Origin of the sequence: Nonomuraea sp. NPDC048881 (assembly GCF_040649795.1) — a bacterium.
Classification (GTDB): Bacteria; Actinomycetota; Actinomycetes; order Streptosporangiales; family Streptosporangiaceae; genus Nonomuraea.
In genome coordinates this window covers 301,373-325,728 of the sequence record NZ_JBEZGC010000007.1, presented here as the reverse complement: position 1 = coordinate 325,728, position 24,356 = coordinate 301,373, and the positions used below count along the sequence as shown (strand labels likewise).

Genomic DNA, 24,356 nt, shown 5'->3' with positions numbered 1-24,356 from the left:
ATGAAGTTCCGCTCGGATCCGTCGACCATCCGCGGATCCATCGCCCCCGTGGTGACGCCGTTCGCCGCCGACGGGTCGCTGGACCTCGACTCGTTGCGCTCGCTGGTGCGCTGGCAGCTCGACCAGGGCTCGCACGGCATCTCGACCGGCGGGTCCACCGGCGAGCCCGGCGCCCAGTCCGTCGAGGAGCGCGTCGCGGCGATGGCCGTGGTGGCCGAGGAGACCGCCGACCGGGTGCCGTTCCTGCCCGGCACCGGCTCGGCCAAGCTCGACGAGACGCTGCGGCTGACCGCCGAGGCCGAGCGCCTGGGCGCCGACGCCGCCCTGGTCATCACGCCCTACTACGCCCGTCCCACCCAGGAAGCCCTCTACCGCTGGTACGCCACGGTCGCCGCCGAGTTCCCCGCGCTGCCGATCGTCATCTACAACGTGCCCTCGCGCACCGCCGTCGACATCGCCCCCGCGACCGTGGCCAGGCTGCGCCGCGACCACGACAACATCGTCGGCGTCAAGGAGACCACCAAGGACTTCGAGCACTTCTCGCACGTGCTCAACCTGTGCGGGCGCGACTTCCTCATGTGGTCCGGCATCGAGCTGCTCTGCCTGCCGCTGCTGGCCATCGGCGGCGTCGGCTTCGTCAGCGCGGCGGCCAACCTCGCGCCGAAGACCGTGGCCCGCATGTACGAGGCGTACACCGCCGGCGACCACGCGACCGCGCTGGAGCTGCACTACTCGCTGCACCCGCTGGTCGAGCTGCTGTTCGTGGAGACGAACCCGGCCCCCGCCAAGTGGGTGCTGGAACAGCGCGGCCTGATCGCCTCCGGCCACGTACGAGCCCCCCTGATCACCCCCACCGAGCCCGGCATCGCCCGGATCAACGAACTACTGGCACAGAGCGAGGGAGTCGCCTGATGAAACTGGAGCACTACATCGGCGGCCGGCACGTCCCGAGCCAGTCCGGTGCGACCTTCACCGCGCTCGACCCGACCACGAACGAGCCGTACCTGGAGGTGGCCGCGGGCGGCGCGGCCGACGTGGACGCGGCCGTCGCCGCCGCCCAGAAGGCGTTCACCGACGGCCCGTGGAGCACGATGCCCGCCGAGCAGCGGGCCGGCACGCTGCGCGCGGTCGCGGCGGCCATCGAGTCCAGGGACGACGAGATCGCCGCGCTGGAGTGCCGGGACACCGGCCTGCCGATCACCCAGGCCCGCGGCCAGGCCCGCCGCGCGGCGCACAACTTCCGCTTCTTCGCCGACGTGATCACCACCATGGGCGAGGACGTCTACCGCGTCGGCTCCGCGCAGCTCAACTACGTCGTGCGCAAGCCGGTCGGCGTCGCCGGGCTGATCACGCCGTGGAACACGCCGTTCATGCTGGAGACCTGGAAGCTGGCCCCGGCGCTGGCGGCCGGCTGCCCGGTGGTGCTCAAGCCGGCCGAGTGGTCCCCCGCCTCGGCGAGCCTGCTGCCGGAGATCATGGAGGAGGCCGGGCTGCCCGAGGGCGTGTTCAACCTGGTCCACGGCATCGGCGAGGACGCGGGCGCGGCGCTGGTGGCCCACCCCGACGTGCCGGTGATCTCCTTCACCGGCGAGAGCGGCACCGGGCAGACCATCATGCGCAACGCCGCGTCGTCGCTGAAGACGTTGTCGATGGAGCTGGGCGGCAAGTCGCCGCTGCTCGTCTTCGCGGACGCCGACCTGGAGCGGGCGCTCGACGCGGCCGTCTTCGGCGTCTTCTCGCTGAACGGCGAGCGCTGCACGGCCAGCTCGCGGGTCCTCGTCCAGGACACCGTGTACGAGGAGTTCGTGGCCAGGCTGGCCGAGCGGGCCGCGCGGGTACGCGTCGGCGCGCCCGGCGACCCCGCCACCGAACTGGGCGCGCTCATCCACCCCGAGCACTACGAGCGGGTCATGGAGTACGTCGAGCTCGGCTCGCGCGAGGGCGCCCGCCTGGTCGCCGGCGGTTCCCGGCCCGAGCACCTGACGGCGGGCAACTTCCTGGCCGCGACGGTGTTCGCCGACGTGGCCCCGCACATGCGGATCTTCCAGGAGGAGATCTTCGGACCGGTCGTCTGCGTGACGCCCTTCTCCACCGAGACGGAGGCGGTGGAGCTGGCCAACGCGACCCGGTACGGCCTGGCGGCGTACCTGTGGACCAACGACCTGCGCCGGACGCACCGGCTGGCCCAGTCGATCGAGGCGGGCATGGTCTGGGTCAACTCCCAGAACGTGCGCGACCTGCGCACGCCGTTCGGCGGGGTGAAGGCCAGCGGCGTGGGCCGGGAGGGCGGCCGGCACAGCATCGACGTCTACACCGAGTCGCACATCGTGCACCTGGCCACCGAGGACCTGCCGATCCCCCGGTTCGGCGCCGCCTGATCCGGCACGTCCCGCGCCGGGCCGCTCCCCGGTCCGGCGTGGGACGTGGACGCCGAGAAGTGCGCGGAGTTACGCTCCCGATGGCCGATAGGGCGGTGATGGCCGTCTTTGGGGGGGAACCCAATGAGCTACACACTTCTGCGCGGCAGCTTCGTGATCCGTTACCCCGACCTTCCCCGGCAGGGCCCCGAGCCCGACGGCGACACGATCAAGTTCAGGCCGGACACGCCCGCGCTGGTCGAAGGGCTGGCCCGGCCGTCCGGACGGCCGCCGGAGCTCGGCGCGCGCGGCATCTCCGTCCGTCTGGAGGCCATCGACGCCCTGGAGACCCACTTCCAGGACACCCACCAGGAGCTGACCGGCGCGAACGCCGCCCGCGACGAGCTGCTGCGGCTGCTCGGCTTCACGAATGTGCGCTTCTTCGACGACCTGCCCAACAAGGTCCAGTCGGCCGACCAGGACGAGCTGCGCGGGCACGTCCTCAGCAACGGCATCGACGCCAACGGCCGGCTGATCGGGTTCGTGTTCGCCGGCGAGCACCCCGGCCCCGACGGGCAGGCCGTGTTCCTCGACGAGGCGCTGGTGGACACGTCCGCGAACGCCAGGCTGCTGGCCGCCGGGCTGACGTACCCGGCCTTCTACGCCACGCTGCCCGCGACGCTGCGCACGCACCTGGCCGGCGTGTCGCGCACGGCCAGGGCGGCGGCGTCGCCCACCGGCATCTGGCCGCGCTCGGCCGCCGACCCCGACGGGCCCGCCGAGGCCGGCTCGCTGGAGGCGCTCACCGGGCTCGTCATGTGGCCGAAGTTGTTCCGCCGGCTGGTGCCCTATCTGGCGACCGGGGCGGCGAACCTGGACGGCTTCGACGCCTGGCTCCGGGCCGACCCCGTCAACCGGGACGACGCGGTGTTCCTGCTGGACCGGCTCGAACACGGCAACCTGCACGACGTGATCCGCGCCTCGGGCAGCCAGATCCAGCTCACGGCCTGGCCCGAGGACTTCGTCATCAGCCCCGACCCGGCGCCGCCCGGCGCGCCCGTCGTCGCGCGCCCGCCGTCCACCGGGGACGTGCTGATCGTGGCCGCGCTGCCCGACCCGGTGGGGGCCGACCGGGGGCACGAGACGGTCACCCTCCTCAACGTCACCGGACGGTCCGTGGACCTCGGCGGGTGGCGGCTGGCGGACTCGGCGGGCGGGCGCATGGAGCTGACCGGGGTGCTCGCGGGTGGTGGCGTGCTGCAGGTCGTGCTCGACGGCCGGGTACAGCTCCGCAACCAGGGCGAAACCATCCTGCTCGTGTCCCCCGAGGGCGTCACGATCGACCAGGCCGCCTACAAACCCGACCACGTCCACCCCGGCCACACCATCTGCTTCGGCCGCTGACCATCCCGCGCCGGGAAACCCGACCCCGAGCACCGGCGTTCCGGCGCTCGGGGGGCCGTCAGGCGAGGAGGGTCGCCAAGGCGGCGGCTGTGGCGGGGTGGTCGGTGAGGAGGGTCTCGACCTCGCGGTTCCCGGGCCCGATGGCGGAGGCGGGCTGTTGCCAGCCACCCTCGCAGCCCAGCAGCCCCGCCACCGCGTCGCACGCCGCCGGATGCCCCGCCAGCAGCTCGGCGACCGGCCCGGACGCGACCGCGGGGGCCGCCTTCGGCGCGGCCGCCGCCGTCCGGGCCCACGGCGGTGTCCAGGCGTCGACCGCCGTCAGGCTGCCGGGGAACGTGCGCCCGGCCTCCCGGACGAGGACCGGCATCAGCTCGCCCGCCTGGTCGCGCAGCGTCGTGATCAGCTTCGGCAGCCACGGCAGCAGCACCTGGTCGGGCAGCCGTCCGAACGCCTTGGAGATCACCTCCACCACGAACCCAGACAGCGCCGGAGCCGGCTCCATCGCCTGCACGAACCCGGTGATGTACTGCGGGAACGACGGGATGACCAGCGGGTTGCCGAGCAGCTCGTCGCACCGCGACCGCAGCTCGGCCAGCGGCAGCAGCCCCAGCAGGTGCTGGGCGGCCCACAGCAGCGCCACCTTGGCCGGCGCCTCCGGATGCGACTGCCGCACCGCGATCTCCAGCTGCGCCCGGTCGCACCCGAGCGCCAGCGCCAGCCCCTCCATCGTGAACAGGAACCCGAGCATCGCCGACACCTGCCGCACCCCGGTGTCGTCCTCGACGAACGCGGTCGGGAGCAGGGTGCAGTAGTGGGCGTACCCCTCGGTCACGAACGCCTCGCACCACGCCGGCAGCGTGGGTTCGGCGGTGCGGTAGTAGGCCAGCAGGCGGCGGATGCGGCGCAGCACGTCGGGCGCGTCGTCGACGCCGCGCTCGCCGGCCAGCAGCTCCACCGCCCGCGCGCCCAGCTCGTCGGCGACGCGCCCGCCGCCCAGGTAGAGGATGGCGTCCTCGACGGCGGCCAGGGCCACGGCGGCGGTGGCGTCGGGCTCCCAGACCGCGCGCCGCAGCCGCTGTTCGACCACCTGCTCGATGGTGACGCCCTCGTAGCCGAGCTCGATGATGGCCCGCTGGTTGCGGCCGAGCGCGAGGTCCCAGCTCTCCTGGATGGCCCGCTCGCCGAGCTTGCGCTCGCCCATGATCGGCCGGGCCGCGTCGGCGGGCAGCACGAAGCGCAGCATCCACAGCAGGTCGGAGCAGGGCCGCAGCTCCGGGTCGGAGTGCAGGTCGAGCAGCGCCCGCTGGATCGTGCGCTTGTCGAAGTCGACGCCGAGCGGCCGCAGCCGGTCATAGACGTTCTGGGCCAGCGGCGGCAGCGCGTCGTAGCCGACCGAGCCGATGCGGTCGCCGCCGAGCAGGATCTCGCACAGGCGCCGCACGTCGCGCCGGCCCGGCACGACGTCCTTCTCGATGCAGGTGACCGCCGCGTCCTGGAAGTCGTACGGCGTGGGCCTGGCCCGGTTGCGCATGCCGGCCAGCAGGATCGACGTCTCGAACACCGCGATGGCGTCGGCGGTGCTGGCGAGGTAGCCGTTGCGCCGGGCCAGCCGGACGATGTCGACGCTCCAGCCCAGCAGCTCGGCCTCGTCGAGCGCGTCGAGCGTGGGCGGCCTGGACAGGAACCCGGTCAGCCGGTCGGTGACCTGCGCCGGCGCGGCGGGCGCGGGCAGCTTGACCGGCCGTTTCCTGGCCCCCTTCTGCCCGCTGAGCTGGAACGGGGTCAGCTTGCTCCGCGTCACCGCCTTGGCCCAGGTGGCGGCGGCGATCGACACCGACCCCGAGGCCAGCCCGAACTGCGCCTCGATGGCCGAGTGGCTGGAGGGGATGAGCCCGTACAGCCAGCGGGTCGCGGTGCGGGGGCCGATCTCGTACGGGGCCGTGGCGGCCAGGCCGAACTGCTCGACGCGGCTGGCGGCGTGGAAGGCGCCGCAGACGTAGAGGCAGTCGGCCGGGTCGGCGCCCGAGGCGGACAGGTGCTCGCGCATCCTGGTCCACATGTAGCGCTCGCGCTCCTCGTCGCCGGCCAGCCGGTCGTCGTCGGGGCGCAACCGGCGGAACAGGCTGCCGATGAGGACCATGACCTGGCGGTAGGTGTCGTAGTCTGCGCCGGAGAGCGGCTGCTCGACGTACTGGTCCCACCACTCCGACCAGTGGCGGACCTTGCCGTGGTGGAGCAGGTGCTCCTCCAGCTCGGCGAAGCGGGGGCGCAGGTCGCCGATCTCCACGCCGACGGCGTCGCCGTGCAGGCCGGCCTCCTCCCCCGGTTTCGCCGGCTCATCCCGTTCGCGCGGCAGCCACTGGAAGACGTGGTCGGCCGAGCGGTCGACCAGCACCAGCTCGACGCCCGGGGTCTCCAGCGCGTACGAGATGGCCTGGTACTCGGCCGACGCCTCGGTGATCGGGGCCACCACGCTCAGCGGCCCCGAACCCTTGGGGAAGCCGTCGAGGTCGGTCGCGAACGCCTGGAGCGCCACCGGGAGCCGGCAGTTGCGCAGCTCGGTCAGCAGCGGCGCCAGGTCTTCGCAGAGCTCCAGGTAGATGACCTTGGGCTGCTTCTCCCGCAGGCGGCGCACCATGGCCAGCGCCGAGGCCGGCGAGTGGTGGCAGACCGGGAAGATCTCCAGCTTCTCGCGCAGCGCCCGGTCGACGTCCTCGACGATGCCGGTGAGGATGGACGACACCGCGCCGTCGCCCGCGAAGGCCGCGGCGGCCTCGCTGAGCTGATCCTTCAGCGGTTGGAAGAGGCTCATGACAGGGTGGAGATGGCCTGGCGGCCGCCCTCGAGGAAGTCCTGCCACGGGCCGCCGTCCTTCTTGCTGCGCGGCTCGACCACACCGTGCCAGTACTTGTTGAGGATGGCCAGGTCTTCCGGGCTGCGCCGGGCCAGCGAGCCGACCAGCGAACCGGCCAGCGTCTCGGGGCGCAGCGTGCGGTCGCCGAAGAAGTGGCTGTGCAGGATGGCGTCCTCCAGCACGCCGATCTGCTCGGCCGTGGACAGCGCGGACTCCAGCTTCTCGTCGTCGCTGGTCGCCGAGGCGGCCGCGGCCCGCAGGTCGGCGAAGCTCTGCAGCAGGATGTCCAGCAGCGTGGGCGGCAGGTCGAGCTCGATCTGGTGCCGGCGCAGCAGCTCCTCGGTGCGGAACCGGACGATCTCCGCCTCGCTCTTCTTGTTCGTCACCACCGGGATGCGGACGAAGTTGAAGCGGCGCTTGAGCGCGGAGGACAGGTCGTTGACGCCCCGGTCGCGGCTGTTGGCGGTGGCGATGATCGAGAAGCCGGGCTGGGCGAAGACGATGTTGTCGTCGTCGAGCTCGGGGATGGAGACGTACTTCTCCGACAGGATGGAGATCAGCGCGTCCTGGACGTCGCTGGTCGAGCGGGTCAGCTCCTCGAAGCGGCCGATCACGCCCTGCTCCATGGCGTTCATGATCGGCGAGGGGATCATCGACTCGCGCGACTGGCCCTTGGCGATGACCATCGAGACGTTCCACGAGTATTTGATGTGGTCTTCGGTGGTGCCCGCGGTGCCCTGCACGACCAGCGTGGAGTTGCGGCTGATCGCCGCGGACAGCAGCTCGGCCAGCCAGCTCTTGCCCGTGCCGGGGTCGCCGATGAGCAGCAGGCCGCGGTCGGAGGCCAGCGTCACGATGCTGCGCTCGACGAAGCTGCGGTCACCGAACCACTTCTGCGGGATCTCACGGTCGAGCCCGTCGGAACGCTCGGAGCCGAGGATGAAGATGCGGATCATGCGCGGGCTGAGCCGCCACGAGAACGGCTTGGGGCCGTCGTCGACCGACTCCAGCCAGTCGAGCTCGTCGGCGTACTTCACCTCTGCGGGGGCGCGCAGCATGTCACTCATGGTCGGGGGTTCTCCTAGGTGAGGAAGTTCTTGAGCTCGAAGACGAGCTTGCGGACGTGGCCGGAGAGCACGGGGGTGCCCAGGTCCTTGAGTTTCTGGCGGTACCACGGGTCGACGCTCTGGTGGCCGGAGCTGTTGACCGAGCCGACGGGGATGAACTTGACCCCTGAACGGTGGATCGACCCGAAGTCGTTGATCAGCGAGCGGTTGTCGTAGAAGTCGGAGATCCACACCATCACGGTGTTGCGCGGATCGGCGATCTTCGGCCTGGCCAGGGCCATCGCGGCCGTGCCGTCGGTGCCGCCGCCGAGCGTCGTGCGCAGCAGCACCTCGAACGGGTCGTGCACCCACGGCGTCAGGTCGAGCGCGCGGGTGTCGTACGCGACGAGGTGCACGTCGACCTTGGGCAGGCCGGCGAAGATCGAGGCCAGGATGGTGCAGTTGACCATCGCGTCGACCATCGAGCCCGACTGGTCGACGACCACGATGAGCCGGGCCGGCGTGGTGCGGCGGGCCGTCTGCCGGTAGTAGAGCCGGTCGACGTAGAGCCGCTGGTCCTCGGGGCTCCAGTTGGTGAGGTTCTTCCAGATCGTGCGCTCGATGTCGAGGTTGCGGAAGACCCGCTTCGGCGGCACCGACCGGTCGATGACGCCCACGCTGGTCTTCTCCACCTGCGTGCGCAGCACCTCGGCGACCTCGTCGACGAACCTGCGGATGAGCGCCTTGGCGTTGGCGAGGGCGACGCCGGACAGGTTGGACTTGTCGCGCAGCAGCTGCTCGATGAGCGACATGCTGGGCGTGAGCTGCCTGGCCAGAGCCGGGTCGGCGAGCACCTCGCGCAGCCGCATGCGCTTGACCAGATCGCCCTCGATCATGGCGAGGACGGCGGCCAGCTCGTCGTTGCCCGGCCCGTTCCGCAGGCCGCCGGGCTCGCAGCCCATGCCCTTCTCGAACCAGGCGGCGTCCTGCTTCCAGCGGGCCAGGTCGCCCGCCGTGACGTCGCCCGTGCCGGTGGAGAACACGTTGAGCAGCAGCTTGGAGACCAGGGCGGCGCGGCGCACCTCGCCGCCCTCCTCGTGCTCCTTGTCGGCCATCAGGTCCTGGAGCTCGGCGCCCAGCTCGGGGAAGCGCTGGACGAGCGTGTCCACCGAGACGCCGGGGTCGAGCAGCGCGGGCGGCAGCTCCAGGTCGCCGACGATGCCCATGCTGGCCGTCTCCAGCGCGGGCTGCTCGTCGGCCGAGAACAGCCGCGACATGAGCCGCCAGTACAGCACTTGGCGCCGGGTCTCGTCGGCGCTCGTGGTCGAGTCGGTCATTTCCGCAGCAGCCGTCCTGCCCGTTCGCGCAGCACGGCGACCACGTCGCCGGCCTTGGCCTCGGCCTTGACGACCTTGGGGTCGGTCGGGCCGTTCGCCCAGTCGCCGTTGTGCACGGTGACGGGCTTCTTCTTGACCGTGGCCTGAACGGCCAGCGGTTGCAGCAGCCACCTGCCGCCGTCGCGGCGCACCAGCCCGACGCACGCCGAGGACGCGGCCACCAGCTCCGGCGTGAGCGGGCAGCTCGCCGGGAGCCGGTCGAGGTCGAGGGCGAGCTTGTTGCCGCCCAGGTCGAGGGTGTGCCCGTCGACCGTGTACCCCTCGACCAGCACCGGCTCGGCGATGCGCACGGGGTGGCGGTCGAGCGGCGGCGTGGCCGGGGCCAGCGCGCCCGCGAGCCGCACCCGCGCGGTGGTGAACGGGTCGGCCTCGGCGCCGGTGCGGGCGCGGTCGTCGTGCCACAGCAGGTCGCCGCCGGGCAGCAGCGGCATGCCGTCGATCTCCACGGACCGGTGGTCGGCCAGCGCGCCCATGAGCACGGGCCGCCCGCCGAACAGCCGCCACACCGACGGGCCCACGATGGTGTCGACCTTGGCCGCCGCGACGCTCGTGCGTACCAGCCGGGTCTGGCCGCCGGCCTCCTCCAGGACGCCGTGCACCTGCACGCGGACGACCGTGGCGTGCTCGTGCACGTCGGCGCCGAGGATGAGCAGCCGCCCCGACACCGGCTCGGGCACGCCGTGCCACGGCCCGGACTGGGCCAGCAGCAGCCCGCGCGTCCACAGGTCGGCCCACCGCCTGAGCGGCAGCCGGTCCATCGTCGCCACCGGGGACGAGGCCCGCAGCTCGGTCGCCAGCCCGTCGAGCAGCACGGCGAGCCCGCGCAGCTCGGGCACCCCGAGCAGCGCCTCGATCGCCTGGTCGGCGCCGGAGACGAGGTCGTCGTCGACGCCCCGCCAGCCGGTGATCGCCAGCTCCCGCAACCAGACCCGGCACCCGGCCAGCAGGTTCTCCGGCACGCCGCCGGACGCCGCCCCGCTGCCCGGCACGCCGCCCACGGACGCCGCCCCTGTTGTGGCGTCCGTGGCGGCGGCCAGCGGCCAGGGTGCGCGGCTGCGGCCCAGAGCGTGGTCGAGGCGGGCGAGCAGGGCGTCGTGCACCGCGCCGAACAGCGCGGCCCGCCCGCCGGCCAGCGCGGCCAGGTGCTCGTCGGCGACCGACCCCGCGGTCACCTTCTCCACCGCCTCGCCCAGCCGCTCGCCGAGCGGGGAGCCCGCGAGCGCGCCGGCCAGCGCCGCCAGCGCCGCGGCCGGCTCCTCGGCGACCCTGGCGAACCCGTGCCCGAGCGCGCCGTCGAACCCCGTGGCGAGCGCGAGCGCCTCCGCGACCCCGGCCGGCCCGTCGCCGGCCAGCTCCCCGAGCTGTACGTCGAGCATCAGCCCACCTTTCCCGTCTCGGGCCCCATCGCCGGGAACCAGTGGAGCTCGGCCAGCGGCTCGGTGCTGTCGGGCACCTCCAGGTAGGCCAGGTGGCGCAGGAACCGGCTGAACACCACGGCCGCCGGGGTGCGCTGGGGGGTGCCGTTCAGCGCGCTCATCAGGTGGCCGCCCTCGGGCACCTCGACGCGCAGGTAGCGGGCCACCCGGTCGAGGCCGTACTGGAGCACGGCCTCGTCGGCCAGCATGCGGATGTGCTTGCACGCGTAGCCGTGCAGCGCGCCGCACGGGCGGTTGTTGTTGGTGCTGCAGCTCAGGTCGTGGGTGCCGGCGGCGATCGAGGAGACGTAGACCCGCTCGATGTCGGACCCGCTCGACACGACCCCCTGCAACCTGCCGTCAGCCAGCTCGACGAAGGGCACCTTCGCCAGCTTGCGCGGCTGGACCGGCGGCACCACCCGCACGACGCTGCGCTGCTCCCACGCGGTTTCGTCCGCGTCCAAGGTCTCGACCTCCAGTCTGACGGCATGCTCGCGCCGACAGCCAACTCCGATGGGGCTTGATCAACAGACCCGGAAATCTACCGGAGGCCACCGACAGACCGGACGTGAACGATCATTCACATGGAGGTCGAGCACGCCGGAGGCCGCGCGCGGGCTCGCACCCCGCGCACGGCCTCCGCCGCTCAGGAGGTGGCGGCCGCCCAGGTGGGGTGGTCGCCGGGGCCGAGCTCCACGAAGCCGGGCAGCTCGCGCAGCGCCAGCTCGGCCCCGCCCGGCGTGTACGTCGCGATGATCCGCAGCGGCCGCCAGCCGGTGTTGAAGGTGGAGTGCAGCGTGCCCTTCGGGATGTAGATCGCCTCACCGGCCCTGACCGGGAACTCCGGGTCGCCGCCGACGGTCTGCCGCCCCTCGCCCTCGATGACGTAGAGGACCTCGTCGGAGTCGGGGTGCAGGTGGCGTTCGTGGCCCTTGTTCGGGTTGATGATGACCTCGCCGAACGTGGAGGACGCGCCCGGCACGGCGTCGGGCGTCACGTGCCATTTGATGGCCCCCCAGTCGAAGATCATCGTGGGCAGGGCGTCCGGTCGTCGGTGCATGGCGGGTTCCTCCCGGTCAGAGCTGCTTGAAGGCGCGGACCTGTTCGGCGATGGCCCGCTCGGCGGGCAGGCGTTCCATCGAGGACGCGCCGAAGAACCCGGCGACGCCGACCGTGCGCTGCTGGATGTGGCGCACGTCGTCGGGCTCGGCGATGGGGCCGCCGTGGCACAGCACGATGACGTCGGGGTTGACGGCGACGGCGGCGTCGCGCATCTCCTGGACGCGCACGGCCGCCTCGTCGAGGCCGATCGCGGTGACGGCGCCGATGCTGCCCTTGGTGGTCAGGCCCATGTGCGGGACGAGGATGTCGGCGCCCGCCCGCGCCATGGCCGTGGCCTGCTCGGGGGTGAACACGTAGGGGGCGGTGAGCAGGTCGCGCTCGGCGGCCAGCCTGATCATCTCCACCTCCAGGTCGAAGCCCATGCCGGTCTCCTCCAGGTTCGCCCGGAAGACACCGTCGATCAGGCCGACCGTCGGGAAGTTCTGGACGCCGGTGAAGCCCATGTCCCTCAGCTCGTCGAGGAAGCGCGGCATCAGCCGGAACGGGTCGGTCCCGCACACCCCGGCCAGCACCGGCGTGTCCTTGACGACCGGCAGGACCTCCCCCGCCATCTCCACGACGATCGCGTTGGCGTCGCCGTACGGCATCAGGCCGGCGAGCGAGCCGCGGCCGGCCATCCGGAACCGCCCGGAGTTGTAGATGATGAGCAGATCGACCCCGCCCGCCTCGGCGGACTTGGCCGACAGCCCGGTGCCCGCGCCGCCACCGATGATCAGCCGGCCGGCCTCCCGCTCGGCGCGCAACCTCCGTAGTGCCTCGTCGCGACGCATCAAGCCCCCTTCTCGATCAGCCGGTGCAGCCGGTCGGCGGCCGCCACGGCGAACTGCGCGTTGTTGATGTCCTGGTCGCTCTGCACGACCTCGACGGCGGTGCCCGCGACGGCCGCGAGCACGGCGTCGAAGCAGGCCGCGTCGGCCGCCGGGTCGTGGAACGGGCCGCCCTCGACGTCGACGGCCGAGACGCCGCCGCGCGGCACGAACAGCGTGACCGGCCCGGAAGCGCGGGCCAGCCGCTCGCCGATCGCCCGCCCGATCTCGGCGTTCTCGTCGGGAGTGGTGCGCATGAGCGTCACCGTCGGGTTGTGCGCCAGGAGCTGCCGTGACCTGAACCGTTCCGGCACGGTCTCCATCGGGCCGAAGTTGACCATGTCGACGGCGCCCAGGCTGACGACCTGCGGGATGCCGGCCCGCCCGGCGGCGGTCAGGCGGTCGGGGCCCGCTGACAACACGCCGCCGACGAGCTCGTCGGCCAGCTCGGTGGTGGTCAGGTCGAGCACCCCGGCGAAGTGGCCGCCGGCGGCCAGCGCCTCCATGGCCCGGCCGCCCGAGCCGGTGGCGTGGAAGACCAGCACCTCGTAGCCCAGGGACTCCAGCCGGGCCCGCGCGGCGTCGACGGCGGGCGTGGTGACGCCGAACATCGTGGCCGCGACCAGCGGTTTGTCCTCCCCGGACGGCTCGGCGCCGGCGTCGTAGGAGGCGGCCATCGCGCTGATCGCGGCGGCGGCGTTGGTCAGGATGCGGCGGGAGACGGAGTTGACGCCCGCGACGTCGACGACGCTGTACATGAGCGTCACGTCGGTCTCCCCGACGTAGGCCGAGACGTCGCCGCTGACCATGGTCGAGACGAGCAGCTTGGGCAGGCCGACGGGCAGCGCCCGCATGACGGCGGCGGCGATGGAGGAGCCGCCGCTGCCGCCGAGCGCGAGCACGCCGCTCAGCTCGCCGCGGGCGTGCAGGTCCTTGGCCAGGGCGGTGGCCCCGGCCGCCATGGCCGCGAGCGCGGCGCCGCGGTCGCCGGCGCTCCTGAGCCGATCGAGGCCCGTGCCCGCGGCCCGCGCGACGGCCTCGGCGGGCACGTCGGCGGCCAGCGCCGGGGCGCCCATGACGCCGGTGTCCATGAGGACGACGCCCTGGCCGGCCCGGACGATCAGGTCGCGGACGAGGGCGTACTCCTCCCCCTTGGTGTCGAGGGTGCCCAGCAGCAAGACCGCCATGTCAGACCTCCTACGATCGGCCTTCCGACCTTACCCCGGCGATCTCCGCGTGGCGGATGCCCAGGACGTCCACGCCGTGCTCGGACAGCGGGCGGGAGCCGAAGATGCGGCGTTCCTCCTCGGTGATGGCGACGTCGTTGATGCTGGCCTCCCGGCGGCGCATCAGCCCCGACGCGTCGAACTCCCACTGCTCGTTGCCGTAGCTGCGCCACCACTGGCCGGCGGCGTCGCGGGACTCGTACTGGAAGCGCACGGCGATGCGGTCGCCGGTGACCGCCCACAGCTCCTTGCGCAGGGCGTAGTCCAGCTCGCGGGCCCACTTGCGGCGCAGGAACTCCGCGATCTCGGCGCGGCCGGTGACGAACTCGCCCCGGTTGCGCCACACGGAGTCCTCGGTGTACGCGAGCGCGACGCGGTCGGGGTCGCGGGTGTTCCAGGCGTCCTCGGCGGCCTGGACCTTGATCCGGGCGGTCTCCTCGGTGAACGGCGGGACGGGCGGGCGGGTCATGGGCGGTCCTCTCCGATCGAGAGAACTGGCGTTCTCCCGGGTTGTGCGCTAGCGTAGAGAACGATCGTTCTCCGCGGCAAGCACCTGGAGGGGTGTCATGGATCACGAGCAGCGGCTGCTGGACGCCGCGGGCGACCTGTTCTACCGCCGCGGCGTGCAGGCGGTCGGCATGGACGAGATCCGGGCCGCCTCCGGCGTCTCGCTGAAACGCCTCTACCAGTGTTTCCCGTCGAAGGAGGCGCTGGTCGTGGCCTATCTGCGGCGGCGCGACGAACGCTGGATGGCCTCGCTCACCGCGTACGTGGCCGACGCCGGCGACCGCATCCCGGCGGTCTTCGCGTGGCTGGAACGCTGGTTCGCCGAGGACGGCTTCCGCGGCTGCGGGTTCGCCAACGCCTTCGCCGAGCTGGGCGCCGGTTCGGCCGCCGTCCGCACGGCGGTGCGCGAGCACAAGGAGCGCCTGCGCGCCTACCTGCGCTCGCTCGCCGAGGAGGCCGGAGCCGGGGACCCCGGCCTGCTCGCCGAGCAGTTGCTCACCCTGATCGACGGCGCCACGGTCACCGCGATGATCTCCGAGGAGCCGGGCGCGGCCCGCTCGGCCGGGCAGGCCGCGGCGGTCCTGGTCCACCGGCACCGGCGGCCCTGAAACGCGAAAGAGCGCACTCCCCGCGGGGAATGCGCTCTTTGCTTGGCAGGATCAGGCGGCGTACGACGGGTAGCCGTAGCCGACGACCTGGGAGGTCGGGCGGACACGCTGCTCGACCTTGCCGTTGCCGGTGTTGCCCTCGATCGTGGAGATCGTGCCGTCGCCGTTGTCCTTGACGACGAAGCCGACATGCTGGATGTCGTTCAGGCTCTTGCTGCCGCTCCAGGAGAAGAAGACGACGGCGCCCGGCTTGGCCTCGGTGCCCCAGCGGTCGTTGGCGGCGAACCACTTGGCGTGGGTCACGGTGTAGGCGTCCCAGCCGACCTGCGGGCGGGCGCCGGTCTGCTCGCCGACCCAGGAGACGAACATCGAGCACCAGGGGGCGTTCAGGTACATGGCGCGGTTGCCGCCGTCACGCGCGGCGGTCTCGGCGGCGCGCTGCGAGTCGGCGTACCACTTCTGGAACTTGGTGCCGCCGCCGTTGGCGTCCTCGGAGGTGCCGACCTGGGCGCGGGCCGTGGCCAGCACCTGGGCGGCGGTGACGTTGACCTTGCCCTTGGCGCTCTCGTCGGCGACGCGGTTCTGCGCGACGCGCGGCTGGGCGGCCACGCCGGCGACCTTGGCGGTCTGGGTGGCGGTGTGGGCGGTGGCGGTGTCGGCGTTCACTGCCGCGTGCGTGCCGAGCACGCCGGCGACGGTGGTCGCGCCGAGAGCGATCTTGGCGAGGTCGAGCTTGTAGGCACGGTGAAGACGGTGCTTGGCCATGAGGGTGTTACTCCTTGAGCTTCCGTGCCGCTTGCCGGGTTAGCTGACGGGTTCGGGCGGGAAGCTGCCCTACGGCACCACGGTGCCGATTCACCCCATTGGACACATGGGTCCCCGGTTCCGCGCACAGGCGGATTCAGCGGTCTCTTGGTCAGGCAAAGGGCTGACGCATCGTCTTCCCGGGCCCGGGAAAGGGCCTGAAGGTATATGTGCGACGCCCGGATGCGGGGATGTCCGCATCGACTCTGTACAACACGGGTCCCGCTTGGGTAATTCCCAGGCAATGCCATCCCTACCTGGGACGACTCCCCGTTCGGCTGTGTACAACCAAGCTACCCGGCGAGTAATTCCCAGGCAAATGGCGGCAATGAATTCGACGGTGCGTGGGAGAAACGCTACGCACCGAATCGGTTCACGCCACGTGCGCCTTTATCGCCACACTCGTGAGCGCCAGCAACAATTCCAGATCGGGCTCGGCGTCGACCTGCACGGCGACCCAGGCGCGGTCGCGGCAGGCATGGACCTGGTCGCACGCCCGCAGGTACGGCTCCAGGCGGCCGATGGCGGGGGCGGTGAGCCGTACGTGGATCTCGTCCCGGCCGGCCAGGCGCAGGATCTCGGTTCCGTGTACGGCGAAGGTGACCTGCTGACCGGTGCCGCTGACGTTCAGCGACGGCCAGGACCGTAACTCCGCGACCGCGCGGACCACGTAGGGCCCGCGTCGCGTGGGCGTCCGCCGCCAGGCGGAGATTCCTGCCACGCTCCAATGCTGAGCCACGGCTCACCCCGCCGTCAGCCCCCGTTCCTGAACCGTTATCCCCTCGTGAACGGGCGCGCCCAGGGTCTGACCGGCACGATTACGGACGCCTGACCGATACGTATTGACGCTCCCCCAGGCAGAAGCTACCGTCGATTCACAACTTAAAGGAAACTTTCCTAATAGTTTCCCCAGAAGTCTCCCATCCCACTCCCCACACACCCCCCAACGGATGTCGGAGCGACATGAAGCACACCATTCTGAGCAAGGTCCTGGCGGGAATGGCGGCATTGGCCCTGCCTCTCACCGCGGCCGTGGCCGCCCCAGCGCTCGCCTCCGCCAGCACGGTGGCGTACGCGGCGGCCTGGGCCCCGTGGACCGCCTACACGGCGGGCACGGTCGTCACCTACAACGGCGTCGACTACGTCTGTCTCCAGGCGCACACCTCCCAGCCCGGCTGGGAGCCGCCGAACGTGGCGGCGCTGTGGAAGGTCTCCGGCGGCGGCGGCAGCGACACGACCGCGCCGTCCGTGCCGGGCAACCTGCGCTCGACCGGCGTCACGGACACGAGCGTGGCCCTGGCCTGGAACGCCTCCACCGACAACGTGGCCGTGACCGGCTACGAGGTCTACCGCGGCGGCACCCTGGTCACCACCGTCACGGGCACCACGTACAACGACACCGGCCTCACCGCGAACACGGCCTACAGCTACACCGTGCGCGCGCGTGACGCGGCCGGCAACCGCTCGGCCAACAGCAACCAGATCTCCGCGACGACCACCGGCGGCGGTGGCGGCGACGACAAGACACCGCCGTCGGTCCCCGGCAACCTGCGCTCGACCGGCGTCAGCAACAACAGCGTCTCGCTGGCCTGGAACGCCTCCACCGACAACGTGGCGGTCACCGGCTACGAGGTCTACCGCGGCGGCACCCTGGTCACCACCGTCACGGGCACCACGTACAACGACACCGGCCTCAGCGCCAACACCCCCTACAACTACACCGTGCGCGCGCGTGACGCGGCGGGCAACCGCTCGGCCGACAGCAACCAGATCACCGCGACCACCACGGGCGGCGGCGGTGGCGGCGGCAACAAGGTGCTGGGCTACTTCGTCCAGTGGGGCATCTACCAGCGCGGCTACCACGTCAAGAACATCGACACCAGCGGCTCGGCGGCCAAGCTGACCCACATCAACTACGCGTTCGGCAACGTGCAGAACGGGCAGTGCACGATCGGCGACAGCTACGCCGACTACGACCGCTTCTACCAGGCGGGCGAGAGCGTCGACGGCGTCGCCGACACCTGGGACAACGGCGCGCTGCGCGGCAACTTCAACCAGCTGCGCAAGCTGAAGAAGAAGTACCCCAACCTGAAGGTGCTCTTCTCCTTCGGCGGCTGGACCTGGTCCGGCGGCTTCGGCCAGGCGGCGCAGAACCCGACCGCCTTCGCCGACTCCTGCTACAAGCTGGTGGAGGACCCCCGCTGGGCCGACGTCTTCGACGGCATCGACATCGACTGGGAGTACCCGAACGCCTGCGGCCTGACCTGTGACACCAGCGGCGCGGCGGCGTTCAAGAACGTGATGTCCGCGCTGCGCTCCCGCTTCGGCGCGAACAACCTGGTCACCGCGGCCATCACCGCCGACGGCAACGACGGCGGCAAGATCGACGCGGCCGACTACGGCGGCGCCGCCCAGTACGTCGACTGGTACAACGTCATGACGTACGACTTCTTCGGCGGCTGGGACGCGCAGGGCCCGACCGCCCCGCACTCCCCGCTCACCACCTGGGACAAGATCCCGATCCCCGGCTTCTACACCGACAACGCCATCCAGAAGCTCAAGAGCAAGGGCGTCCCGGCCGCCAAGCTGCTGCTCGGCATCGGCTTCTACGGCCGCGGCTGGACCGGCGTGACCCAGGCCGCGCCCGGCGGCACGGCGACCGGCCCGGCGCCCGGCACGTACGAGCAGGGCATCGAGGACTACAAGGTCATCAAGACCCGCTGCCCGTCCACCGGCACGGTCGCGGGCACGGCCTACGCCTACTGCGGCAACCAGTGGTGGAGCTACGACACGCCGAGCACCATCGGCGGCAAGATGAGCTACTCGAAGAACCAGGGCCTCGGCGGCGCGTTCTTCTGGGAGCTCAGCGGTGACACCACCAACGCCGAACTCCTCACGGCCATGAAGAACGGCCTCGGATAAGTTCGCACGTCAGGGCCGGTCCCGGGTTTCGGGGCCGGCCCTTCGCCGTGCCCGGCGCGCCGCAGGACGGAACACGGACGCCTTGGGAGAAGCTGGTCACCGGGGGTGAACGACGATTCTGTGGGGTGGCGGGCCCAGGCGGCCCTTCTTCACGACACCGGTCTTCCTGGTCGGCCTGATCGGGATCACGGTGCTGGTGGTCGGGCTGGACAGGTTCACCGGCGGGGGCGCGGAGCTCGTGCCGGTGCTGATCTTCCTGCCCGCGATCGTGTCGGGGCTGGGCTCGGTGTGGCAGACGGCGGTCGCGTCGGTGTGGGTGCTGGCGGTGGTGTCGGCCTCGGTCGCCTATCTGGGCGGCAATCTGCGGACGAACCTGGAGGTCTCCGGCTTCACCGCGGCGTTCGGGCTGATGAGCGTGGTCGGCGCGAGCTACCGGATCCAGCGCGAGGAGGAGGTCCGCCGGTTGCGCTCGGCCGCCGCGGCGTTGCAGCGGCAGCTCGTCAGGCCGCTGCCGCTGCGCTCGCTCGACGTGGTCGTGGACGGCCTCTACCAGCCCATCGAGGAGGACACGATGGTGGGCGGCGACATGTACGAGGTGGCGCCGTCGCCGTACGGGACCCGGGTGATGATCGCGGACGTGCAGGGCAAGGGGCTGCCCGCGATCGGCGCCGCGCTGGCCGTGCTGGGCGCCTTCCGGGAGGCGGCCTATCGCGAGATCTCCCTCATGGGCGTGGCCGACGCCCTGGAGGACGCCGTGATCAGGCACAACAGGTTCGCCGCGCACACCGGCGAGCCCGAGCGGTTCGTCACCGCGCTGCTGCTGGACATCGGCCCGGAGCTGGAGGTGGACGCGGTCAACTGCGGGCACATAGCGCCGTACCTGATCCACGGCGGGAACGCCGGGCAGCTCTGGCTCGGTGAGCCGGAGGTGCCGCTCGGCCTCGCCGGGCTGGCGGGCGAGCCACGCCACGGCGCGCGCTTCGCCTTCCCGCGCGGGGCCTCGCTGCTGCTGTGCACCGACGGCGTGACCGAGGCCCGCGACCGCGACGGCTCCTTCTACCCGCTGGAGCAACGGCTGCGCTCCTGGGCCCGCGACCCGCCGGCCAGGACCGTCGAGGCCCTGGCCGCCGACCTGGACACCTTCACGCACGGCGCGCCGCGCGACGACATCGCGGTGCTCATCCTGCGCCGGACCGGATCGTGACCGCCCGCGCGACCGGACGGCAACTATTAAGAAAGTTTCCTAACAGAGAGCATTGACGGCCCTGGTCACCAGGCTTACCTTCCGATCAACCCCCCAGTCATGCCCCATCGGAGGTGGCCTTGAAGCCCACACGCCTACGCGCGGCCCTGGCCGCGTGCGGCACCTCACTGGTCCTCATCGCGGGAGCCCTGGCCGGTACGGCCACCGCCGCGGCCGACAACGCCGCCTGCCGCCCGGACGGCCTCTACCAGACCCCCGGCGTGGACGTCCCCTACTGCCTGGCCTACGACGAGGACGGCCGGGAGAAGATGGGGGCCGACCACCCCCGCCGCATCATCGGCTACTTCACCAGCTGGCGCACCGGCAAGAACGGCCGGCCCGCCTACCTGGCCGGCAACATCCCGTGGGGCAAGGTCACCCACATCAACTACGCCTTCGCCCACGTCGACGGCAGCAACAAGATCGCCGTGGACGCCGACGCGACCGCGACCGAGTGGCCCGGCGTCGCCGGCGCCGAGATGGACCCGGCCTACGCGTACAAAGGCCATTTCAACCTGCTGAACAAGTACAAGAAGCAGTACCCCGGCACCAAGACGCTGGTGTCGGTCGGCGGCTGGGCCGAGACCGGCGGCTACTTCGACGCGAGCGGCGCCCGCGTGCCCTCCGGCGGCTTCTACTCGATGACCACCAACGCCGACGGCTCGGTCAACCAGGCCGGCATCGGCACGTTCGCCGACTCGGTCGTCGCGTTCGTGCGCGCGTACGGGTTCAACGGCGTCGACATCGACTACGAGTACCCGACCTCGATGAAGGACGCGGGGAACCCGCTCGACTGGACCATCGCCAACGCCCGCCGGTCGAGCCTGATGAAGGGCTACGCGGCCCTGATGAGGACGCTCCGCCAGAAGCTGGACACCGCGGCCGCCGCCGACGGCAGGTACTACATGCTGACCGTCGCCGCCCCCGCCTCCGGCTACCTGCTGCGCGGCATGGAGACCTTCCAGGTCACCCAGTACCTGGACTACGTCAACATCATGTCCTACGACCTGCACGGCGCCTGGAACGAGTTCGTCGGCCCCAACGCCGCCTTGTACGACGACGGCAAGGACGCCGAGCTGGCCAAGTGGGGCGTCTACACCGCCGCCCAGTACGGCGGCCTCGGCTACCTCAACACCGACTGGGCCTACCACTACTTCCGCGGCGCGATGCCGGCCGGCCGGATCAACATCGGCGTGCCGTACTACACGCGCGGCTGGAAGAACGTCAACGGCGGCGCGAACGGCCTGTGGGGCACCTCCAACGGCCCGAGCGGCAGCTGCCCGCAGGGCCTGACCACCTGCGGCGACGGCGCCCGCGGCATCGACAACCTGTGGCACGACGAGGAGAACGGCAAGGAGGTCGGCGCCGGCTCCAACCCCATGTGGCACGCCATGAACCTGGCCAAGGGCATCGCCGGCTCCTACGGCCCCGCCTACGGCCTGGACCCGGCCAACGACCCCGAGGACCGGCTGACCGGCACCTACACCCGCAACTACAACGCCACCCTGACCGCTCCCTGGTTGTGGAACGCCACCAAGAAGGTGTTCCTGTCCACCGAGGACGACCAGTCGCTCGGCGCCAAGGCCGACTACGTCAGGAACCAGGGCATCGGCGGCGTGATGATCTGGGAGCTGGCCGGCGACTACGCCTGGGACGCGGCCAAGGGCGAGTACTCCATGGGCCAGACCCTGACCGGCCTGCTCTACGACAAGCTCAGGACCGCCGCCCCGTACGGCGCGGCCAAGGCCAAGGTGGCCGTCCCCGTCGAGAAGGTGGACGTCACGATCGAGGCCACCGGCTTCCCCGCCGGCGACAGCAACTACCCGATCAACCCCAAGCTCGTCATCACCAACAAGACGCAGACCACCATCCCGGGCGGCGCGGAGTTCCAGTGGGACTACGCGACCTCCGCCCCGAACAACGCCAAGGACCAGTCGGGCTTCGGCCTGCGGGTGATCAGCAGTGAGCACACCGGCAACAACGTCGGCGGGCTCAAGGGCGACTTCCACCGGGTCTCGGTGAAGCTGCCCACCTGGCAGACGCTCGCGCCCGGCGCGTCGGTGACCCTCGACTACGTGTACTACCTGCCCGTCCCCGGCCAGGCGAACTACACGCTGACCTTCGGCGGCAGGACGTACGGGCTGGTCCAGGACCTGGCTCGGGGCGGCGTCGCGCCCAGCCCGAGCCCGACCCCGACCGTCACCCCGACCGGCGGCGCCTGCACCGCGCCCGCCTGGAGCGCGACGGCCGTCTACAACGGCGGCCAGCGCGTCTCGCACAAGGCCCACACGTGGGAGGCCAAGTGGTGGACGCAGGGCCAGGAGCCCGGCACCACCGGCGAGTGGGGCGTCTGGAAGGACGTCGGCGCCTGCTGAGGCGGCGCCGCCGGCCGGCGGGCGGGACGTCGCGCGTCCCGCCCGCCTCCGCCGGCGCGGGCCCTGCGGCGAGGTCAGGTACGCAACCACCTGGAGCAGCCTCTTGCGACGTGACCGTGGGCTACGGAAGGATCGCCAGATCGAGCCCCACCGGTATCCGTAACCCCATGCGTATACCGAGGCCCGTCACCCCCCGCATGGACGACATGGAGAGGCTGTCGTGCAACCTCAGGAGAGCATCGAGCAGTTCGGCTACCGTCAGGAATTACGCCGCGGGGTCGGACTGACCGACCTCGTGTTCTACGGCCTGATCTTCATGGTGCCGATCGCGCCGTTCGCGATCTTCGGCCCGGTCTACAAGGCCTCGGGCGGCATGCCCGTCCTGGCGTACCTGGTGGGCATGGTCGCGATGTTGTTCACCGCGGCCTCCTACGCGCAGATGGTCAAGGCCTTCCCCCTGTCGGGGTCGGTCTACAACTACGCGGGCCGCGGCATCGCCCCGTCGGTCGGCTTCATGACCGGGTGGGCGATCCTGCTCGACTACCTGCTCGTGCCGAGCCTGCTCTACCTGGTCGCCTCGATCGCCATGAACGCCAGCGTGCCGGGGGTGCCGGTCTGGGGGTGGCTGCTCGTCTTCGTGGCCGTCAACACGGTGGTCAACCTGCGCGGCATCCGGATGACGATCACTCTCACCAAGGTGCTGATCACCTGTGAGCTGGTCGTGCTCGGCCTGTTCGTGCTGATCGGGATCTGGGCCCTGCTCCAGGGCGAGGGCCACGGGTTCAGCCTCTCACCGCTGTTCAACCCCGACACCTTCTCCTGGCCGGTGATCTTCGCCGCGGTCTCCGTCGCGGTGCTGTCCTTCCTCGGCTTCGACGGCATCAGCATGCTCGTCGAGGAGTCCGCGGGCGGCTCGGCCCAGGTGGCCAGGGCCATGCGGCTGGCGCTGATCCTGGCCGGGCTGCTGTTCGTCGCCCAGGTCTGGGTGGCCGCGCTGGTGGTGCCCGACCCGGCGGGCCTGCTGAACACCGGCTCGGAGACCGCCTTCTACGACGCCGCCGCCTCGGCGGGCGGCGAGTGGCTGCGGCACGTCACCTCGACGGCCACCGCCATCTCCTGGGGCTTCGCCGACACCCTGGTCGCCCAGGTCGCCGTCTCCCGCCTGCTGTACGCCATGGCCCGCGACCGGCAGCTGCCGGCCTTCCTCGCCAAGGTGTCGATCAAGCACTCGGTCCCGGCCAACGCCATCCTGCTCGTCTCGGCACTGTCCGTCGGCATCGGCGTGTGGGCCTCGCAGCTCAAGGAGGGCGTCGGCCTGCTGAGCAGCCTGGTCAACATGGGCGGCCTGATCGCGTTCGTCGTGCTGCACGTGTCGGTGATCGTCCACTACCGGGTGCGGCAGCGCTCGACGGACTTCTGGTCGCACCTGGTGGCGCCGCTGATCGGCATGGCGATCCTGATCTTCGTGATCGTCAACGCCAACATCCTGGCCCAGCGGGTGGGCCTGATCTGGCTCGCCGTCGGCGTCGTCGTCCTCGGCGTCCTGTACGCCCGCGGCCGCCGCCCGGTGCTGGACGGCGACGACAAGGCCGGCCTGACCGGGATCCGGTCGCCGTGACGCGGCCACCGCTCCACCACGAGCTGTTCCTCATCGCTCACGACCAGTCCGGCAAGCCCCTGGTGCACCAGCACTCGATGGCGCTCGGGCTGGCCGGGGCGGTGCTGCTCGACCTGGCGCTGAGCGGGCGCGTCACGGTCGGGCGGGGCCGGATCGCCGTCGTCGACCCCACCCCGGTCGGCGACGCGGTCGTGGACTCCCTGGTCCCGCTGATGGCCCGCGACCGGGCCGAGGGCGAGGCCAGGTTCTGGATCAAGAAGCTGGCCGAGGACGCCTACGACCGCACCCGGCAGAGCCTGGTCACCGCGGGCGTGCTGGTCATGGTGACCGGGCGGCGTATGGGCATGTTGCCGTACACGCGGTACCAGCTCGCCGACATCGCCTCGGTGGTGCGCGCCTCGGCCGGGGTGCGCTCGGCGGTGGAGGGCTGGAAGCAGCCAGACGGGCGTGGCGCGGCGCTGTGCGGGCTGGTGGGGGCGCTGCGGCTGGAGGCCGAGCTCTATCTCGACCAGCCCTCGGCCCGGCTCGTCGAACGCCTCCGGGAGATCGCGGGCGAGCACTCCCCCGTCGTCAGGGAGGTCGTGCAGCTGATCGACGACATGCTCGGCGAGGCCGCGGTCGCGGTCTTCCGCTGACCGCGGCCCCCTTCGAG

General features: G+C 71.6%; 20 protein-coding genes and 1 riboswitch. Of the genes, 9 read left to right on the top strand and 11 right to left on the bottom strand.

The window, feature by feature from the left end; genetic code table 11:
* The 3 genes from dapA (at position 1) to AB0C33_RS26410 (ending at position 3,761) form a co-directional block, all read left to right on the top strand.
* Positions 1–912, top strand: a complete 912-nt coding sequence (gene dapA / locus AB0C33_RS26420; protein ID WP_352352622.1) for a 4-hydroxy-tetrahydrodipicolinate synthase — start codon at positions 1–3, stop codon at positions 910–912.
* Complete coding sequence (gene hpaE, locus AB0C33_RS26415; RefSeq protein ID WP_358292384.1) at positions 912–2,378, top strand: 5-carboxymethyl-2-hydroxymuconate semialdehyde dehydrogenase; 1,467 nt, start codon at positions 912–914, stop codon at positions 2,376–2,378. The genes dapA and hpaE overlap by 1 nt, the downstream gene beginning before the upstream one ends.
* Before the next feature lie 123 nt (positions 2,379–2,501).
* The gene (locus AB0C33_RS26410; RefSeq protein WP_358292382.1) at positions 2,502–3,761 is read left to right on the top strand and encodes a lamin tail domain-containing protein; all 1,260 of its coding nucleotides are present in this window, start codon (positions 2,502–2,504) and stop codon (positions 3,759–3,761) included.
* A 58-nt stretch (positions 3,762–3,819) separates the two neighbouring features.
* On the opposite strand, the gene AB0C33_RS26405 is transcribed toward AB0C33_RS26410, so the two are convergent.
* The 9 genes from AB0C33_RS26405 to AB0C33_RS26365 all read right to left on the bottom strand — a co-directional run bounded on the left by AB0C33_RS26405 (position 3,820) and on the right by AB0C33_RS26365 (position 14,096).
* Complete coding sequence (locus AB0C33_RS26405; protein WP_358292380.1) at positions 3,820–6,573, bottom strand: DUF5682 family protein; 2,754 nt, start codon at positions 6,571–6,573, stop codon at positions 3,820–3,822.
* Positions 6,570–7,682, bottom strand: a complete 1,113-nt coding sequence (locus tag AB0C33_RS26400) for an AAA family ATPase (protein WP_358292378.1) — start codon at positions 7,680–7,682, stop codon at positions 6,570–6,572. Before AB0C33_RS26400 ends, AB0C33_RS26405 begins: the two co-directional genes overlap by 4 nt.
* A 14-nt stretch (positions 7,683–7,696) precedes the next feature.
* Positions 7,697–8,998 carry a VWA domain-containing protein gene (locus AB0C33_RS26395; RefSeq protein WP_358292376.1) on the bottom strand — a complete coding sequence of 434 codons (1,302 nt, stop codon included), beginning with the start codon at positions 8,996–8,998 and terminating at the stop codon, positions 7,697–7,699.
* Positions 8,995–10,434 carry a hypothetical protein gene (locus AB0C33_RS26390; RefSeq protein ID WP_358292373.1) on the bottom strand — a complete coding sequence of 480 codons (1,440 nt, stop codon included), beginning with the start codon at positions 10,432–10,434 and terminating at the stop codon, positions 8,995–8,997. The genes AB0C33_RS26395 and AB0C33_RS26390 overlap by 4 nt, the downstream gene beginning before the upstream one ends.
* Complete coding sequence (locus AB0C33_RS26385) at positions 10,434–10,937, bottom strand: hypothetical protein (protein WP_358292370.1); 504 nt, start codon at positions 10,935–10,937, stop codon at positions 10,434–10,436. The genes AB0C33_RS26390 and AB0C33_RS26385 overlap by 1 nt, the downstream gene beginning before the upstream one ends.
* A gap of 182 nt (positions 10,938–11,119) precedes the next feature.
* Positions 11,120–11,533, bottom strand: coding sequence for a cupin domain-containing protein (locus tag AB0C33_RS26380; RefSeq protein ID WP_358292368.1), 414 nt, complete (start codon positions 11,531–11,533; stop codon positions 11,120–11,122).
* A gap of 16 nt (positions 11,534–11,549) precedes the next feature.
* Positions 11,550–12,365, bottom strand: coding sequence for a phosphoenolpyruvate hydrolase family protein (locus AB0C33_RS26375; protein WP_358292365.1), 816 nt, complete (start codon positions 12,363–12,365; stop codon positions 11,550–11,552).
* On the bottom strand, positions 12,365–13,588 hold the full coding sequence (locus AB0C33_RS26370) for a Tm-1-like ATP-binding domain-containing protein (protein WP_358292362.1): 1,224 nt from the start codon (positions 13,586–13,588) through the stop codon (positions 12,365–12,367). Before AB0C33_RS26370 ends, AB0C33_RS26375 begins: the two co-directional genes overlap by 1 nt.
* A gap of 10 nt (positions 13,589–13,598) precedes the next feature.
* Positions 13,599–14,096, bottom strand: coding sequence for a nuclear transport factor 2 family protein (locus tag AB0C33_RS26365; protein WP_358292360.1), 498 nt, complete (start codon positions 14,094–14,096; stop codon positions 13,599–13,601).
* Positions 14,097–14,193: 97 nt separating this feature from the next.
* Between AB0C33_RS26365 and AB0C33_RS26360 the strand changes: the two genes are divergently transcribed.
* Positions 14,194–14,742 (top strand): TetR/AcrR family transcriptional regulator, encoded by a 549-nt coding sequence (locus tag AB0C33_RS26360; protein WP_358292358.1) that lies wholly within the window; start codon positions 14,194–14,196, stop codon positions 14,740–14,742.
* Between the two features lie 51 nt (positions 14,743–14,793).
* Here AB0C33_RS26360 and AB0C33_RS26355 read toward each other — a convergent pair whose 3' ends face one another.
* Complete coding sequence (locus AB0C33_RS26355; protein ID WP_358292354.1) at positions 14,794–15,507, bottom strand: CHAP domain-containing protein; 714 nt, start codon at positions 15,505–15,507, stop codon at positions 14,794–14,796.
* Positions 15,508–15,521: 14 nt separating this feature from the next.
* Positions 15,522–15,659, bottom strand: a riboswitch (cyclic di-AMP (ydaO/yuaA leader).
* A 260-nt stretch (positions 15,660–15,919) separates the two neighbouring features.
* Positions 15,920–16,267, bottom strand: a complete 348-nt coding sequence (locus tag AB0C33_RS26350) for a luciferase family protein (protein WP_358292351.1) — start codon at positions 16,265–16,267, stop codon at positions 15,920–15,922.
* A gap of 242 nt (positions 16,268–16,509) precedes the next feature.
* On the opposite strand from AB0C33_RS26350, the gene AB0C33_RS26345 reads away from it, so the two are divergent.
* From AB0C33_RS26345 to AB0C33_RS26325, 5 genes are all read left to right on the top strand, one after another.
* Positions 16,510–18,468: a glycosyl hydrolase family 18 protein gene (locus tag AB0C33_RS26345; RefSeq protein WP_358292349.1), complete on the top strand. Its 1,959-nt coding sequence runs from the start codon at positions 16,510–16,512 to the stop codon at positions 18,466–18,468.
* A 190-nt stretch (positions 18,469–18,658) separates the two neighbouring features.
* Positions 18,659–19,672 carry a PP2C family protein-serine/threonine phosphatase gene (locus tag AB0C33_RS26340; RefSeq protein WP_358292346.1) on the top strand — a complete coding sequence of 338 codons (1,014 nt, stop codon included), beginning with the start codon at positions 18,659–18,661 and terminating at the stop codon, positions 19,670–19,672.
* Positions 19,673–19,791: 119 nt separating this feature from the next.
* On the top strand, positions 19,792–22,086 hold the full coding sequence (locus tag AB0C33_RS26335; RefSeq protein WP_358292343.1) for a glycosyl hydrolase family 18 protein: 2,295 nt from the start codon (positions 19,792–19,794) through the stop codon (positions 22,084–22,086).
* A gap of 220 nt (positions 22,087–22,306) precedes the next feature.
* The gene (locus AB0C33_RS26330; RefSeq protein ID WP_358292340.1) at positions 22,307–23,704 is read left to right on the top strand and encodes an APC family permease; all 1,398 of its coding nucleotides are present in this window, start codon (positions 22,307–22,309) and stop codon (positions 23,702–23,704) included.
* Positions 23,701–24,339, top strand: a complete 639-nt coding sequence (locus AB0C33_RS26325; protein ID WP_358292337.1) for a GPP34 family phosphoprotein — start codon at positions 23,701–23,703, stop codon at positions 24,337–24,339. Before AB0C33_RS26330 ends, AB0C33_RS26325 begins: the two co-directional genes overlap by 4 nt.
* Positions 24,340–24,356 lie beyond the last annotated feature (17 nt).

Excerpts from the sequence above, each read along its gene's own strand:
- dapA (WP_352352622.1), top strand. The coding sequence starts at position 1 with ATGAAGTTCCGCTCGGATCCGTCGACCATCCGCGGATCCATCGCCCCC.
- AB0C33_RS26390 (WP_358292373.1), bottom strand. The coding sequence starts at position 10,434 with ATGCTCGACGTACAGCTCGGGGAGCTGGCCGGCGACGGGCCGGCCGGG.
- AB0C33_RS26355 (WP_358292354.1), bottom strand. The coding sequence starts at position 15,507 with ATGGCCAAGCACCGTCTTCACCGTGCCTACAAGCTCGACCTCGCCAAG.
- AB0C33_RS26395 (WP_358292376.1), bottom strand. The coding sequence starts at position 8,998 with ATGACCGACTCGACCACGAGCGCCGACGAGACCCGGCGCCAAGTGCTG.
- AB0C33_RS26380 (WP_358292368.1), bottom strand. The coding sequence starts at position 11,533 with ATGCACCGACGACCGGACGCCCTGCCCACGATGATCTTCGACTGGGGG.
- AB0C33_RS26360 (WP_358292358.1), top strand. The coding sequence starts at position 14,194 with ATGGATCACGAGCAGCGGCTGCTGGACGCCGCGGGCGACCTGTTCTAC.
- AB0C33_RS26365 (WP_358292360.1), bottom strand. The coding sequence starts at position 14,096 with ATGACCCGCCCGCCCGTCCCGCCGTTCACCGAGGAGACCGCCCGGATC.
- AB0C33_RS26370 (WP_358292362.1), bottom strand. The coding sequence starts at position 13,588 with ATGGCGGTCTTGCTGCTGGGCACCCTCGACACCAAGGGGGAGGAGTAC.
- AB0C33_RS26405 (WP_358292380.1), bottom strand. The coding sequence starts at position 6,573 with ATGAGCCTCTTCCAACCGCTGAAGGATCAGCTCAGCGAGGCCGCCGCG.
- AB0C33_RS26410 (WP_358292382.1), top strand. The coding sequence starts at position 2,502 with ATGAGCTACACACTTCTGCGCGGCAGCTTCGTGATCCGTTACCCCGAC.
- AB0C33_RS26345 (WP_358292349.1), top strand. The coding sequence starts at position 16,510 with ATGAAGCACACCATTCTGAGCAAGGTCCTGGCGGGAATGGCGGCATTG.
- AB0C33_RS26400 (WP_358292378.1), bottom strand. The coding sequence starts at position 7,682 with ATGAGTGACATGCTGCGCGCCCCCGCAGAGGTGAAGTACGCCGACGAG.
- AB0C33_RS26375 (WP_358292365.1), bottom strand. The coding sequence starts at position 12,365 with ATGCGTCGCGACGAGGCACTACGGAGGTTGCGCGCCGAGCGGGAGGCC.
- hpaE (WP_358292384.1), top strand. The coding sequence starts at position 912 with ATGAAACTGGAGCACTACATCGGCGGCCGGCACGTCCCGAGCCAGTCC.